The following is a 15875-nucleotide window of genomic DNA, read 5'->3' on the forward strand; positions in this document are numbered from 1 at the left end:
CGTCAATCAGAATATTTCAATGATAACCGCCGCCTAGAATGCCTGGATCTTGACGCAACCCTGTGCCCGCTGGCACGGAAGGACAGGAAGATGAGCACCACGATTCGCCAGGCCGCCCTCGACTATCACGAGTTCCCCGTTCCCGGAAAAGTGTCGGTCTACCCGACCAAGCCGCTGGTCACGCAGCGCGATCTCGCCCTGGCCTATACCCCGGGCGTCGCCGCCGCCTGCGAGGAAATCGTCGCCGACCCGGCCAACGCCTTCCGCTACACCGCGCGCGGCAACCTGGTGGGCGTGATCTCCAACGGCACCGCCGTGCTGGGCCTGGGCAACATCGGCCCGCTGGCCTCCAAGCCGGTCATGGAAGGCAAGGCCGTGCTGTTCAAGAAATTCGCCGGCATCGACGTGTTCGACATCGAGATCGACGAGACCGACCCGGACAAGCTCGTGGACATCATCGCCTCGCTGGGTCCGACCTTCGGCGGCATCAACCTCGAGGACATCAAGGCGCCCGAGTGCTTCGCCGTCGAGCGCAAGCTGCGCGAGCGCATGACGATCCCGGTCTTCCACGACGACCAGCACGGCACCGCCATCACGGTCAGCGCCGCGTTCATCAACGGCCTGAAGGTGGTCGGCAAGGACATCGCCCAGGTCAAGGTCGTGACCTCCGGAGCGGGCGCCGCGGCGCTGGCCTGCCTGGAACTGATGCTGGACCTGGGCCTGCCGCGCAAGAACATCTGGGTCACCGACATCGAAGGCGTGGTGTACGAAGGGCGCACGGTGCTGATGGACGAACAGAAGGCGGCCTTCGCGCAGCGGACGGACGCCCGCACGCTGGCCGAGGTCATCGCCGGCGCGGACGTGTTCCTCGGACTGTCGGCTGGCGGCGTGCTCAAGCCCGGCATGGTGGCGTCCATGGCCCCCCGGCCGTTGATCCTGGCGCTGGCCAACCCCACGCCCGAAATCCTGCCCGATGCGGCCCACGCCGTGCGCGACGACGTGGTCATGGCCACGGGACGCTCGGACTTCCCCAACCAGGTCAACAACGTCCTGTGCTTCCCCTACATCTTCCGGGGCGCGCTGGACGTGGGCGCGTCCACGATCACGCGCGAGATGGAGAAGGCCGCGGTCCACGCCATCGCCGCCCTGGCCGAGGAAGAACAGAACGAGGTGGTGGCTGCCGCGTACGGCACCTACGACCTGCGCTTCGGCCCCGACTACCTGATCCCCAAGCCCTTCGACCCGCGCCTGATCGTTCGCATCGCGCCCGCCGTGGCGCGCGCCGCCATGGACTCCGGCGTGGCCACGCGGCCGATCGCCGACATGGACGCGTACGCCGAGCAGCTGCAGCAGTTCGTCTACCGCTCCGGCGCCTTCATGAAGCCGCTGTTCGCCAACGCCAAGCGCTTCGTGCGCGACGGCGGCAAGGCACGCATCGTGTTCACCGAGGGCGAGGACGAACGCGTGCTGCGGGCCGTGCAAGTAATCGTGGACGAGGGCCTGGCCAGGCCCATCCTCGTCGGCCGGCCCGCGGTGCTGCTCGCGCGGATCGAGAAATTCGGGCTGCGCCTGCGGCTGGGGCAGGACGTCGAGGTGACCAACCCCGAGTTCGACGAACGCTTCCACCAGTACTGGACGACGTATTGGGAAAAGATGTGCCGCCGCGGCATCACCAAGGAAATGGCCCGCGTGGAGATGCGTCGCCGCATGACGCTCATAGGCGCCATGATGGTCCACCTGGGCGATGCCGACGGCATGATATGCGGTACCGTCGGCGCCTACCACGACCACCTGCGCTTCGTGGACGAGGTCATCGGCCGGCGGCCCGGACACGGTGTCTACGCCGCGATGAACATCCTGCTGCTGAACGAACGGACCATCGCGCTGGTGGACACGCACGTCAACGACGACCCCAGCGCCGAACAGATCGCCGAATACACGCAGGCGGCGGCCGAGGCGATGCGCCGGCTGGACCTGGTCCCCAAGACCGCGCTGCTGTCGCGCTCGAACTTCGGCTCGGGCAGCTCGGCCTCGGGCGGCAAGATGCGCCGCGCGCTGGAACTGCTGCGCGAACAGGCCCCCGACCTGGAGGTCGATGGCGAAATGCACGGCGACTGCGCGCTGGACGAGGCCCTGCGGCTACGCATCCTGCCGTCCTCCACGCTGAAAGGCGAGGCCAACCTGCTGGTCTGCCCCAACGTGGACGCGGGCAACATCGCCTACAACCTGCTCAAGACCGCGGCCGGCGGCAACGTGGCCGTGGGGCCCTTCCTGCTGGGGGTGAACGCCCCGGTGCACATCCTGACCTCCAGCGCGACGGTGCGCCGCATCATCAACATGGCCGCCCTGGCCGTGCTCGAGGCCAACGCCGGCCGGAGCTAGCGCCCGTTCACTGGAACCGGTGGACCGCCTGGACGAGCCTGCCGGCGGCCTCCACGCGATTGCGCCCACGCCGTTTCGCGTCGTAGAGCAGGGCATCGACCCGGATGACGAGCTCATCCATCGATTCCCCGGGAGCCATCTGCGCCACGCCGAAGCTGGCGGTGACGCGCAGTCCCTCCAACGGCCCCTCGAACCGCTCGGCCTCGATCGCCGCGCGCAGCCGCTGCGCGATGCCATAGGCCTCGTCCACGGACGTTTCGGGCAGCAGGATCAGGAACTCTTCGCCACCGACCCGCCCGCCGGCATCGCCGGCGCGCAGCGCTCGGCCGATCGACGCGGCGGTCCGCTTGAGCACGTGATCGCCCGCGGCATGGCCGTAGGCGTCGTTGATCCGTTTGAAATGGTCCACGTCGCAGGCGATCAGGCTGACCGGCATGCCGCCCTGGCGCTTGCCCAATCGCGCCGCGCATTCGTGAAACCCGCGGCGGTTGAGCATGCCCGTCAGGTGATCTTCGTTGCGTTCGCGATGAAGGTCGTCGATCCGATCGATCGCGGCGGCAAGGATCAGGACCACGGCCAGCGCAATGCCGAACAGGACCAGCGTCAGGTGCAGCGCGACCCAGAAGCTGCTGGATCCGAACGCCCGGGCTCCCATGCCGGTGTGCACCTGCCCCAGCGTGAGCCAGGTGCGGGGGAAGAAACTCAGCGCGAACGCCAGGAACAGCCAGAACAACACCCGGTCGACCGGCTTGCCGCGGCGCAATGCGCCCAACCTGGCGGCAGCCGCCAGCAGCACGGTGGCACACCCGAAGTTCAGCACATAGATGCGTGCGACGATGTCGTTCGAGACATAGTAGAAATAATGGACGGCTCCCACGATGGCGACCAGCGCGACGAGCTTGGTTCCGGCCCCTTGCGCCAGGCCGGCTCGCCCCAGCAGGCCTTCCGCCATCAGGATCACGCACCCGGCGTACAGCGCCGCCGAGATCACCGCGTTCCACCCCGCGTCGGGAGGAAGCCCGAGGATCTGGACCAGCGAGGCGGCGGCGAACGACAGGAAGGACAGCGCGAGCACCCGCAGATGGCGGGCACGCGCATTATGGCGCGACAGCACCAGGAAACAGAGTGCGAACAGCGCCGCGATGCTGGGGCTGCCGAGAGTCAGGACCTGTAGGGCGGAGAGTTGGGCCGGCATGCCATGGGGCGAGGGAATGGAGATGCCGCCCGGCGGCATCCTGGTGCCCGATTATTGCACTCCCGCGGCCGGCGCCCCTACGACGCCCCGAGGACCGGACCGCGCCGCGCTCCCCTGACGATGACCAGCGCCGCCCCGAGCAGCAGCACCGAGCTTCCCGCGAAAACGCCTTGCGCGCCGCCCGCGTCGAACGCGACGCCGCCCGCCGCGGCGCCCACGGTAATGGCCAGTTGCACCGCCGCGACGATCAGCCCGCCGCCGCTCTCCGCCTCGTCCGGCACGACGCGCGTCAGCCAGGTCGACCAGGCGACCGGCACCGCGCCGAAAGCCATGCCCCACAGCGCGACCAACGCGGCGACGACCCACGGCAACGTCCCCATGCCGGCCAGCACCAGCCCGATCCCGCCCATCGCCAGCGGCATCAGCAGCAGCGTCATGCGCAGGCTGCGCTGCAGGAGCAGGCCCGACAGCGAAGTGCCGACGAAATTGGCCAGGCCGAATCCCAGCAACATGGCCGACAGGCCATTGACGCCCACGCCCGGCACGCTTTCCAGGAACGGCCGCAGATAGGTGAAGAAGGCGAAGTGCCCGGTGAAGACCATGGTGCAGGCGCCCATCCCCAGCGCCACGCCCGGCCGCCGCAGGACGTCGACCAGCGTGCCCAGGCGCGTGGAGCCCGTGGGCGCCATGCGCGGCAGGGTCAGGGCCTGCCATACCAGCGCCACCACGCCCAGCGACGTGGCCAGCAGGAAGACATCGCGCCACCCCAGCAGATGGCCGAAATAACTGCCCAGCGGCGCCGCGGCGATCGTCGCGACGGACACCCCGCCGAAGATGAGGGACAGCGCGCGCGGCACCATGGCCTCGGGCACGAGCCGCATCGCCGTCGCGGCCGACATCGTCCAGAACCCGCCGATGGCGATGCCCAGCAATACCCGCCCCAGCAGGATGACGGCCAGGCTGGGCGCGAAGGCAACCATCAGGTTCGAGGCGATCAGCAGGACGGAAAACCCCATCAGTACCCATCGGCGATCGATGCCGCGCGTCGCCGCGGCGATCAGCAGGCTGGTGACCAGGGCAACGGCCGAGGTCGCGGTCACGGCCTGTCCCGCCATGCCCTCGGTCACGCCCAGGCTGCCCGCCATGGGGGTGAGCAGGCTGGCCGGCAGGAACTCGGCCGTGACCAGGCCGAACACGCCCAGCGCCAGCCCGAACACGGCGCCCCAGGCGGGCCTGTCCGGCGCGGCGGCCAGGCGGCCGGAAGAAATGCACTCGCTCATGACGACTTCCAAATGACGAAAGCCGCAGCGTATCGACCACACGCCAGGACTGTCTATGACGTAAAATCCTTTTTTATTGATCTATCGTCCGGAAATCATGGCCGCGCTCGATATGGACCCCGTCCCCGACTTCGATCCCGCCAGCGAACTGCTGCTCGGCATGCGGCTGGTCGGCGTCCAGTACCGGCGGATCGAACTGGCGCCCCCCTGCGGCGTGCGTTTCGACCAGGCTCCGGGGCGCGCGCAGTTCCACTTCGTCGGCCGCGGCCCATTGCTGCTGCGCACCGCGAGCGGGGCCCTGCATCGGCTCGACACCGGCGACGCGGTGCTGCTGCCGCAGGGCGGGATGCACGAGCTGCTGTCCTCGCCCGAAGTGCCCAGCCGGGACATCGCGGCCTTCGAATCGGTCGACATCTGCGAACAGGTCTGCGCGGTCAAGCCCGCCGCCTGTCCGGCCGGCGGTCCGCTGGTCTTCAGCGGCTGCATGGAATTCCACCTGGGCGGCATGCAGATGCTCGTGGCCTCCATGCCCGAGGTCATGCTGGTCGGCACCCTGCTCGACCGCTACCCCGAGATCCGGCCCATGCTCGATGCCATGGAGCGCGAGGCGCGGACGCGGCGCGCCGGGTTCGCCGGCATCCTGGCCCGGCTGGCCGACGTCGTATCCGCCTTCATCGTGCGCGGTTGGGTCGAGTGCGGATGCGGCGATGCCACGGGCTGGGTGCAGGCACTGCGCGACCCGCGCCTGGGCAAGGTGATCGTCGCGCTGCATCGCGATCCGGGCCGGCCCTGGACGGTCGCGGAACTGGCTGCGCAGATGGGCAGTTCGCGCTCGGTCTTCGCCGAGCGCTTCCTGGCCGTGACCGGCATGACGCCACTGCGCTACCTGACCGAACTGCGCATGCAGCTTGCCGTGCAGTGGATAGAACGGGAGCGGCTGCCCATCGAGGCCGTCGCCTATCGCCTGGGATATGGTTCGCTGGCCGCCTTCAGCCGGGCCTTCAAGCGCGTGGTCGGACAACCGCCCGGGGCCTTGCGCGCCAGGACTCCGGCCCTGCAGGCGTAGGCGCCGGGTTCCCGCCGTTCCGGCGGCCCGCCACGCCAGGGCCCCGTTTTATGCGGAATCCCGGAAAACGGCGGCCGCGCCGCTTCTGCGCGCAAGAGGAATCTCCATTCCAATCAATGCGTTAGGACAAGCTGGCACGGCCCTGTCGGTTGGGTACGTGGCCTGCTAAAGCCTTCTCGTGCTCCGGCTTGGCAACGCGTGGCACATATCTATCCACCAAGGAGACATCGATGGACCACGCATGGAGACGAACCGCCACCGCCTGTTCGGTCAGCGCCGCGCTACTCCTGGCCGCATGCGGCGGAGGAGACGACGACCCGGCACCATCGCCCGGCGGCGGCAATACCCTTCCCGGCCTGAAGGAAAGCGTCGAGATCATCCGCGACAAATACGGCGTGTCGCACATCTACGCCAAGAACCAGGAAGACATGTTCTACGCGCAGGGCTACAACGCCGCGCGCGACCGGCTGTGGCAGCTGGACCAATGGCGCCGCCAGGGCGAAGGCAGGATGGCCGAACAGTTCGGACCGCGCTTCGTCGAAGCCGACCGGGCGGCCCGGATGTTCCTGTACCGGGGCGACCTGGAAAAGGAATATGCCAGCTACCATCCGCAAAGCCAGGCCATCATTTCGGCGTTCGTGGCCGGCATCAACGCCTACATCGACCAGGTCAAGGCCGACCCGACCCGGCTGCCGTTGGAATTCCGGCTCACGGGCACCGAACCCGGCCACTGGCGTCCGGAAACGGTGCTGGTGCGCAAATACGGCATCACTCGCAACATCGGTTCCGAGGTCGATCTCGCGCGCCACGTCGCGGCGATGGGCGCAAGAAAGGTGCAGGAGCTCAGTCTGTTCGAGCCGCCCATCGATCTGCAGGTGCCCGCAGGCGTGGACCTGTCGCAGATCGACGCATCGATCATGAACGCCTACAACCTCGGCCATGCGGCCGCGCGCTTCCAGCCCAGCGACTTCCCGGACAGCCCGTTGGGCGGACCGGCCCGCGACACGCTGGCCAAGGCCTTGTCGGGTCCCGGGGAGACGCCCGCCGCCAGTAGCGCGGCCGAAGGCATGGCCCGGGCCAACGCGCGCCGCATCACCCGCTACGAAAGCAACAACTGGACGATCTCGGGCGCGCGCACCGCGTCGGGCAAGCCCATCCTGTCCAACGATCCGCACCGGGCCCTGTCCATGCCCTCGCTGCGCTACATGGTGCACCTGAACTCGCCGGGCTGGAACGTCATCGGCGCGGGCGAGCCGGCGCTGCCCGGCGTGTCCATCGGCCATAACGAACGCATCGCCTTCGGCCTGACCATCTTTTCCTTCGGCGACGAGGAAGACCTGTACGTCTACGAGACCAACCCCGCCAACCGCGACGAATACCGCTATCAAGGCAAGTGGGAAAAAATGCGCCTGGTCGAGGAGACGATCAAGGTGCGGGGCCAGGCCGACGTGAAGGCGACGATCAAGTTCACTCGCCACGGCCCCGTGCTGCACGAGGACGCGGCCCGGGGCAAGGCCTACGCCATGCGCGCGGCCTACCTCGAGTTTCCCGGCACCGCCGCCTACCTGGCCAGCCTGCGCCTGAACCAGGCGCGCAACTGGGACGAGTTCACCGCCGGCATGGCCCGCCACTACACCCCCGGCGAGAACATGGTGTATGCCGACGTGGACGGCAACATCGGCTGGTTCGGCGGCGCGCTCGCCCCCATCCGGCCCAAGGCCGGATGGTCGGGACTCCTGCCCGTCCCGGGCGACGGCAGCTACGAATGGGACGGCATCCTGCCGGGCACCTCGCTGCCGCGCGTGCTGAACCCGGCCAAGGGGTTCTACGCCACGGCCAACGAGTACAACGTGCCGGACGACTATGCGCGCAAGGACATGTCGGCACGCGAATGGTCCGATCCCAACCGCGTCCAGCGTATCGGAGAAGTCCTGGGCGGCGCGCGCGGCCTGACCGTGCAGGACACCGTCAAGCTGCAATACGACGACCTGTCCATCCCCGCGCGCGACCTGATGGGCCTGGCCGCATCGTTGTCCTCGCCCGAGGCCGAGGTGGCCGACGCGCTGCAGCGGCTCAAGGCCTGGAACCATCGCATGTCGGCCGATTCGGTGGCCGCCACCATCTATGAGTTCTGGCAGTACGTCATCGTCGCCAAGGTCTCGGACCTGTACGTGCCGGCCGCCAGCCGGGCCACGTTCGGCGACCTGGACAAGCGGCTGGTGATGAACAAGCTACGGGCACCGGACGCGGCCTTCGGCGCCGAGCCGGTAAAAGGCCGCGACACGCTGCTGCTCGATGCGCTCAAGGAAGGACTGGCCAATCTGAAGGAGATCCTGGGCAACGATCCCGCCGGGTGGAAGTGGGGCGACCTGTTCCACATCAAGTTCGACCACCAGCTGGCGGCGCTGCTGCCGGCCGACCAGCGCGCCGCGCTGGCGACCGAGCGGTATCCGATGAGCGGCAACATCGAGACCGTCTACCTGGGCGCCTATGGCGCCGACTTCCGCAAGATCCACGGCGCGTCCTACCGGCAAGCCATAGACGTGGGCAACTGGGACAACTCGCTGGCCATGAACGTGCCGGGCCAGTCGTCGGATCCCTCCAGCCCCTACTACAAGAACCTGCTGCCGCTGTGGGTCAAGGGGGAGCTCTTCCCCATGGCCTTCAGCCGGCAAAAGGTCGAGAGCCTGAAGGCGGAGAGCGTCACGCTGCAGCCGGCGCGTTGAGCGGCACGGGGCGCGGCCGCCACGGCCGCGCCCGCGGGGCTTTCCTCATCGCCAGGAACCGGACTCCTCGGCACATCCCATCAGGAGGCCGTGCGGCTGTGAACCGCCAGCAGGTGGCGCACCGAGGGCCGCTCCGGTCCCCGGTGAAAGCGCAGGGCTTCCTCCTGGACATCGGCATCGGCCTTCGAAACCCGCTTGTGCTGGCGCAGATGCTCGGCCCATGACTCCACCTGGAACCATTCCAGCATGAGCCCCGGCCGGGCCGCATCCTCGGTCACGCCCCAGGCATAGGCGCCATCGCGCCGCCGTTCGGCCGACAGCCGTTCCAGCGCGCGCAGGAAAGCCGCCCGGTCCGCGGGATCGATCCGGTATTCGACCAGGATCAGCACCGGCCCCCTGTCGTTCTCCACCGGCGCGGCCGTCAAGGGCTCGGGCCAATGGTTCGAGGGCACGAGGTCGGCCTCGCCCTTGGGCAGCTTGAGCAGATGCGACACCACGCCCACGATCACCAGTCCCGCGGCGCCCGCCAGCAGGGCGGCGGGCACGCCCACCCATTCCGCCACGGCGCCCCAGGCCAGGCTGCCCGCGGTCATCGCGCCGTTGAACACGGTCAGGTAGACGGCCAGCGAACGGCCGCGCACCCAGTTCGGCAGGATGGCCTGCGCCGTGCCGTTCAACGTGGTCAGCGCGGTGATCCACGCCGCCCCCAGCACCAGCAGTCCGACCACCGCCAGCCACTGCGGCGGCGCGAAGGACAGGCCCGCCATGACGGCCGCCGTCACCAGCGCCGCGGCCAGCAGCAGGCCATCGGCGTCCAGCCTGTCGCGCAGCATGGGCATGACCACGGCGCCGCCTATCGCGCCCAGGCCCACGGCCCCCAGCAGGATGCCGTAGAACCCCGCCCCGCCGCCCAGCAGCCCGCGCGCCACCAGCGGCAGCAAGGCCCATACCGAACTGGCCAATGCGAAGAAGCAGAACGCGCGCACCAGCACGACGTGCAGTTCGCGGCTGGCCCGCGCATAGCGCAATCCCGCCCGGAACGCGCCCAGGAACTGCTCCGACAGTTCGTCGCGCGGCGTGGGTGGCCGGCGCCACCACAGCAGCGCGGCGATCACGAAGGCATAGCTGATGACGTCCACGCCATAGGTCACCGCGCCGCCCAGGCTCGCCAGGATCAGCCCGCCCAGCGCGGGGCCGATGGCGCGCGCGATGTTGATGCCGAGCGAGTTCAGCGCCACGCCGTTCTTGATGTCCTTCTTGTCCACCAGCTCGGGCACGATGGCCTGCCACGTGGGCCCCATCAGCGCCGCGCCGATGCCGCCGAGGAAGGTCAGCGCGACCAGCGAGCCGATCGTCTGCATGCCCCAGGCCGTCAGCAGCATCAGGCCGACACTGACGCAGGCCAGCAGAACCTGGATCGCAATCAGGAATTTACGCCGGTCCAGGATGTCGGACAGCACGCCGGCCGGGATCGCCAGAAGGAAGATGGGCAGCGTGGCGGCGGCCTGCACCATGGCGACCGCCGTGGGCGAGGTCGACAGGTCCGTCATCAGCCAGGCACTGGCCACGTCACGAATGAAGCTGCCGGTGTTGCCGATGATCGTCGCGCCCCACAACACGGCAAACAGCTTCTGCTTCAGGGGCCCGAAGCCGCCCCGGGAAGTGCTCTTGACCGCTTCGCTCACGTCGCGTCCTCCTCAGACCGCCCAGCAGGAACAGCCCAGCGCTCCGAAGAAGCCCCGGGCATCGGACACGGGCAGCTTCGATGCCCAGGCCCTGGCATGCTCGTGCCCATGCAGGCCGCAGGCTTGCGCGCAGCCGCACGCGGCCACCCGGCGGTAGCCCAGCGAATGGCGGCCGGCGCCCTCGGGCTCGGCCCAGGCGGCATAGCCGCCGAACAGGCGAGTGGGAGACCAGTCCGGCATCGGCGGCGGCAGGGGATTGTCGTCCAGGCCGGCGAATCCGCCCGCGCCGTACACGACACGGCCGCCCACCATGGTCAGCTCCGAGGTCAGGAAGGAAATCTCGTCTTCGGCGCAGGCGAAGAAATCCTTGTCGGGCACGATCAGGTCTGCCAACTGCCCTGGGGCGATGCGGCCCCGCCGCCCTTCCTCGTTCGAGAACCAGGCCACCTTCTCGGTCCACATGCGCAGCGCCGTTTCGCGATCCAGGCAATTGCGCCGGGGATACAGCGACAGCCCACCCACCGTCTTGCCGGTGATCATCCAGGCCAGCGACACCCAGGGGTTGTAGGACGCCACGCGCGTGGCGTCGGTGCCCGCCGACACCTTCACCCCCTTTTCCAGCATGCGGGCGATAGGCGGCGTGGCCTCGGCCGCCGCGGCGCCGTAGCGTTCGACGAAATACTCGCCCTGGTAGGCCATGCGATGCTGCACGGCGATCCCGCCGCCCAGCGCGGCGATGCGGTCGATGGACCGGTCCGAGATGGTCTCGGCGTGATCGAAGAACCAGTTCAATCCCTTCAGCGGGATCTCGCGGTCGACCTTCTCGAACACGTCCAGCGCGCGCGAGATGGTCTCGTCGTAGGTCGCATGCAGGCGCCAGGGCCAGCGGTTCTGCGCCAGGATGCGCACCACCTCCTCCAGGTCGCCTTCCATCTGCGGCGGCATCTCGGGACGAGGCTGGCGGAAATCCTCGAAGTCGGCGGCCGAGAACACCAGCATCTCGCCCGCGCCGTTGTGGCGGAAATAGTCGTCGCCCTGCTTGTACTGCACGCTGGAGGTCCAGTTCAGGAAATCCTCCTTTTCGTGCTTCGGCTTCTGCGTGAACAGGTTGTAGGCCAGGCGCACCGTCAACTCGCCGTCGTCGGCCAGCTTCCGGACCACCGCGTAGTCGTCGGGGTAGTTCTGGAAACCACCGCCGGCGTCGATCACGCCCGTCACCCCCAGGCGGTTCAGCTCGCGCATGAAATGCCGCGTGGAATTCACCTGGTAGTCGAACGGCAGCGTCGGGCCCTTGGCCAGCGTGGCATACAGGATCTGCGCGTTCGGCTTGGCCAGCAGCAGCCCCGTCGGATTGCCCTGGGCGTCGCGGGTGATTTCTCCCCCCGGGGGCTCGGGCGTATCCTTGGTATAGCCCACCGCGCGCAGCGCCGCGGCGTTCAGCAGCGCGCGGTCATACAGGTGCAGCAGGAACACCGGTGTGTCGGGCGCCGCCGCGTTGATCTCGGCGATGGTCGGCAGGCGCTTCTCGGCGAACTGGTGCTCGGTGAAGCCGCCCACCACGCGCACCCACTGCGGGGGCGGTGTGATCGCGACCTGCCGGCGCAGCATGTCCATCGCGTCGGCCAACGAACGCACGCCGTCCCAGCGCAGTTCCATGTTGAAGTTCAGTCCGCCGCGTATCACGTGGGTATGGTTGTCGATCAACCCGGGCAGCACGCTCCGGCCGCCCAGGTCGATGATGCGGGTCGCCGGCCCGGCCAGGGCCATGACTTCCCGATCGTCGCCCACGGCCAGGAAGCGCCCGTCCTTGACCGCGACGGCGGTGGCCGACGGATTGGCCCGGTCCAGCGTGGTGATGCGGCCATGCCGCAGGATGACATCGGCGGTGGTGGCGCTCATGATTGCTCCTCGGTGGTGGACCTGGGTGACCGCCGCGCGCGGCCGGGAGCCGGCACACGCGCGGAGGTTTACCTGGCCGGGTTGGGACCGATCCGCTCGCCGTGCTGGACGCGCTCCGCGCCATTGTGCACGTGGGTGATGGCATAGTCGATGCCCATGCCGTAGGCGCCCGAATGTTCCTTCACGATGCCGGTCACGGCGTCATAGGTCTCCTTGCGGGCCCAGTCGCGCTGCCATTCCAGCATGACCTGCTGCCAGGTCACCGGCACCGCACCCGCCTGCACCATGCGGTCCATCGCGTACTTGTGCGCATCCAGCGACGTACCGCCCGAGGCATCGGCCACCATGTAGATCTCATAGCCGCCCTCCTTCATCGCGCACAGCGCGAAGGTGGTGTTGCAGACCTCCGTCCAGAGCCCCGACACGACGATCTTCTTGCGCCCGCTGGCGGCCAGCGCGTCGCGCACGTTCTGATCGTCCCAGGAGTTCATCGAGGTGCGTTCGAGAATCTTGTTCTGCGGAAACACCGCCAGCAGCTCGGGATAGGTGTTGCCCGAGAAGCTGTCGGTTTCCACCGTGGTGATGGTGGTGGGGATATCGAAAACCCTGGCCGCCTTGGCCAGCGCCACGACGTTGTTCTTCAGGACCTGGCGGTCGATCGACTGCACGCCGAAGGCCATCTGCGGCTGCTGGTCGATGAAGATGATCTGGCTGTTCTGCGGGGTCAGGACGTCTAGATAATGAGACATGGCGGTTCTCCGTTGGGGAAACGATCAGGAAATGTGTCAGCCGGCCACGTCCACGAGGACGAGTTCGGTATCTTCGATGGCGGTCAGGCGTATCACGTCCTCGTCCCGGATCGCGGCGCCGTCCCGCGCCCGCAACTCCACGCCGTTGACGTCCACGCGGCCCGTGGCCGGCACCAGGTAGCCGTAGCGGCCGGCTCCCAGGCGGTACTCCGCGGTCTCGCCCGCCTTCAGCGTGGCGCCGGAAACCCGCGCATCGGCACGAATGGGCAGGGCATCCTCGTCCCCTTGCATACCGCTGGCCAGGGCGACGAACTGACCCGAACGGTCGCCCTTGGGAAACGGCTTGGCACCCCAAGACGGCTGGCCGCCACGGCTGTCCGGAAAGATCCAGATCTGGAAGATGCGGGTCACGCCGGGCTCCAGGTTGTATTCCGAGTGCCGGATGCCCGAGCCCGCGCTCATGACCTGGACGTCGCCCGCCTCGGTACGGCCGCGGCTGCCCAGACTGTCCTGGTGGGTGATGGCGCCTTCCCGGACATAGGTGATGATTTCCATGTCGGCATGCGGATGCGGCGGGAAGCCGGTGCCCGGGGCGATGGTGTCATCGTTCCAGACGCGCAGCGCGCCCCAGTTCATGCGGGCCGGGTCGGCATAGCCGGCGAACGAGAAGTGGTGCTTGGCATCGAGCCATCCGTGGTTGGCACCACCCAGGCTCTCGTAGGGACGACGTTCGATCATGATGTTCTCCGCTTTCGTTGCTTCGATGAAGAGAACTATAGAAACTTGCCGACATGATTGAAATAGAATTAATTGAAAACCATACTTTCCATTTTTTAGGTCAACATATCCACACGCCGGAAACGCATCCATGAGCCGACTCCCCGACCTGGAAGCCTGGGCCATCTTCGCCAAGGTGGCCGAAACCGGTTCGTTCGCCCGGGCCGCGGCCGAACTGTCGCTGTCGCAGGCCACCGTCTCCAAGGCCGTCTCGCGCCTGGAAGGGCGGATGAAGACCGTGCTGTTCCATCGCACCTCGCGTCGCATCTCGCTGACGGAAAGCGGACTGGCCGCCCTGGAACGCGCCTCGCGCATTCTGGAAGAAGGCGAGGCCGTCGAATCCGAAGTGACCGAGCAGTCCAGCAGCCCGCGCGGACCGATACGGATGACGGCCCCCATGTCCTTCGGCATCTCGCACGTGGCGCCGGTGCTGCCGGCGTTCATGGCGCGCTATCCCGAGGTCACCCTGGACGTGCACTTCAGCGACGAACAGGTCGACCTGATCGAGAAGCGCTTCGACCTGGCGCTGCGCATCTCCACGCTGGCCGACTCCAGCCTGCTGGTGCGCCGGCTGTGCACCGTGCGCATCCTGCTGGTCGGCTCCCCCGCCTACTTCGAGCAGCACGGCCGGCCCCGGCACCCGCGCGAACTCGCCGGGCACCGCGCCCTGCAGTACGCCTACGCGCGCGGCGGATCGAGCTGGCGCTTCCGCCATGCCCGCCACGGCGAATTCACCCAGGCCATGCCCACGCCGCTGCGGGTGAACAATGCCGAGGCGCTGGCGCCCGCCTTGCGCGCGGGCGCCGGCCTGGCCCTGCAGCCGGAATTCCTGGCCTGGCAGGACCTGCAGTCGGGCGCGCTGGAAACGGCCATGGACGACTGGCAGGTGGACCCCATCGCGCTGCACCTGGTCACGCCGCCCGGACGCGGCAGGCCGGCACGCGTGCAGGCGCTGATGGAGTACCTGACGGCGCACTTCGTCGGCGAACCGTGGGCACGGGCCATCGACTGACCCGGCCCGCCGCGTCATCGGCCCAGGCGGCCGACACATGCCTGACACACGCGCCGACGATCATTCCCGCGGGCGCGAGGTCCATACAAAGGAGAAAACCATGGCATGGCTGAAGATCGCGGCGCTGGGTGCGGCGTGGGCGGTGGTCGGAGCGGCGCAGGCCGACGTCCCGACATCGCGGGAATACAAGGTGTTGCTCAAGCCCGCATTGTTCGCGGACCACCCCAAGAACGCATCCAACGCGTACCTGGCCGACCTGAAGGCCGCGCTGGCCTCCGCCGGCTTCGACCGCAGCATCGACGGCAGCTTCGCCAAGGACAAGGAGCGCACCGTGCGCTTCTACGACTCGCCGGGCAGCTGCCAGCTGCGTGCGCAGTCCTATTCCTTCCGCGAACGCGTCAGCGACAAGCGCGAATCCACGCTGAAGTTCCGCTCGACCTCCCAGTCCGCGGCCGCGGGCGTCACCATCACCGGCAGCGAATCCGGCGCCGACTCCAAGTTCGAGATGGACAAGACCGCCTCGGCCACGGCCTATTCCCGCTCGACCAAGCAGAACTTCTCGAGCGGCAAGAACCTGAACAAGATGAAGGACGTCACCGACCTCTACCCCGTCGCGACCGGCCTAGACATCGTGCGGGACGACCCGCTCGTCGTCGTGGGTGGCCTGTCGATCTGGGAAAAGACCTACGACGGCCCGGACAGCGACCTCGGCCAGCAAGGGGCCGATTTCACCGTCTCGCTCTGGTACCTCAACGAGAGCGACACCACGCCCGTCGTGGCCGAAGCCTCGTTCACGGTCGAGGCCAGCGGCGGCGACTTCACCAACAAGGTCACCCAGCGCTCCGAGCTCATCTTCAACACCATGACCCAGATGAGTTCCTGGACGGCGCCCACCGCCATTCCGAAGACGAACTGGGTCTATCAGTACAACCCGTCGTTCTGCTCGAGCAGCCAGGGCGCGGAAATCGAAGCGTCGGCCACGGTGCAGCCGTTCTGATTGCCGGCGCCCCGGCACGAACCGGGGCGTCCGAGCTCGCGCGCAACGATGTACCGGCCGCGGCGGCTCCGGCTGCGGCAAGCTCGGCCGGCCAGCCCGAGGGGAGA

The 15875-nt window shown here is 68.2% G+C and carries 11 protein-coding genes; 5 read left to right on the plus strand and 6 right to left on the minus strand.

From position 1 onward, the window contains the following. Positions 1 to 90: 90 nt before the first annotated feature. Complete coding sequence (locus ABD104_RS06350; RefSeq protein WP_343927273.1) at positions 91 to 2382, plus strand: NADP-dependent malic enzyme; 2292 nt, start codon at positions 91 to 93, stop codon at positions 2380 to 2382. Positions 2383 to 2389: 7 nt separating this feature from the next. Here the strand turns inward: ABD104_RS06350 and ABD104_RS06355 are convergent, their stop codons facing one another. Together ABD104_RS06355 and ABD104_RS06360 are read right to left on the minus strand one after the other, a co-directional pair. Further along, positions 2390 to 3577: a GGDEF domain-containing protein gene (locus ABD104_RS06355; RefSeq protein WP_343927274.1), complete on the minus strand. Its 1188-nt coding sequence runs from the start codon at positions 3575 to 3577 to the stop codon at positions 2390 to 2392. Positions 3578 to 3654: 77 nt separating this feature from the next. Beyond that, positions 3655 to 4857, minus strand: a complete 1203-nt coding sequence (locus tag ABD104_RS06360) for an MFS transporter (RefSeq protein ID WP_343927275.1) — start codon at positions 4855 to 4857, stop codon at positions 3655 to 3657. Between the two features lie 97 nt (positions 4858 to 4954). Here ABD104_RS06360 and ABD104_RS06365 point away from each other — a divergent pair, with 97 nt between their 5' ends. Together ABD104_RS06365 and ABD104_RS06370 are read left to right on the plus strand one after the other, a co-directional pair. Continuing rightward, entirely contained in the window at positions 4955 to 5923 is a 969-nt protein-coding gene (locus ABD104_RS06365) for an AraC family transcriptional regulator (protein ID WP_343927276.1), read from the plus strand. Positions 5924 to 6153: 230 nt separating this feature from the next. After that, positions 6154 to 8649, plus strand: coding sequence for a penicillin acylase family protein (locus ABD104_RS06370; RefSeq protein ID WP_343927277.1), 2496 nt, complete (start codon positions 6154 to 6156; stop codon positions 8647 to 8649). A gap of 80 nt (positions 8650 to 8729) precedes the next feature. Here ABD104_RS06370 and ABD104_RS06375 read toward each other — a convergent pair whose 3' ends face one another. From ABD104_RS06375 to ABD104_RS06390, 4 genes are all read right to left on the minus strand, one after another. Further along, entirely contained in the window at positions 8730 to 10334 is a 1605-nt protein-coding gene (locus tag ABD104_RS06375; RefSeq protein ID WP_087837814.1) for an MFS transporter, read from the minus strand. A gap of 12 nt (positions 10335 to 10346) precedes the next feature. Next, the gene (locus ABD104_RS06380) at positions 10347 to 12233 is read right to left on the minus strand and encodes an amidohydrolase (RefSeq protein ID WP_132979888.1); all 1887 of its coding nucleotides are present in this window, start codon (positions 12231 to 12233) and stop codon (positions 10347 to 10349) included. A 68-nt stretch (positions 12234 to 12301) separates the two neighbouring features. Continuing rightward, positions 12302 to 12982: a hydrolase gene (locus ABD104_RS06385; protein ID WP_087837816.1), complete on the minus strand. Its 681-nt coding sequence runs from the start codon at positions 12980 to 12982 to the stop codon at positions 12302 to 12304. Positions 12983 to 13018: 36 nt separating this feature from the next. Next, a complete protein-coding gene (locus ABD104_RS06390; protein ID WP_087837817.1) occupies positions 13019 to 13720 on the minus strand; it encodes a pirin family protein in 702 nt (233 codons plus the stop codon). A 130-nt stretch (positions 13721 to 13850) separates the two neighbouring features. On the opposite strand from ABD104_RS06390, the gene ABD104_RS06395 reads away from it, so the two are divergent. Both ABD104_RS06395 and ABD104_RS06400 read left to right on the plus strand, forming a co-directional pair. After that, positions 13851 to 14771, plus strand: a complete 921-nt coding sequence (locus tag ABD104_RS06395) for a LysR family transcriptional regulator (protein ID WP_087837818.1) — start codon at positions 13851 to 13853, stop codon at positions 14769 to 14771. Positions 14772 to 14871: 100 nt separating this feature from the next. Beyond that, positions 14872 to 15768, plus strand: coding sequence for a hypothetical protein (locus ABD104_RS06400; RefSeq protein WP_343927278.1), 897 nt, complete (start codon positions 14872 to 14874; stop codon positions 15766 to 15768). Positions 15769 to 15875 lie beyond the last annotated feature (107 nt).

It is taken from the genome of Pigmentiphaga daeguensis (assembly GCF_039523035.1).
Lineage (GTDB): Bacteria > Pseudomonadota > Gammaproteobacteria > Burkholderiales > Burkholderiaceae_B > Pigmentiphaga > Pigmentiphaga daeguensis.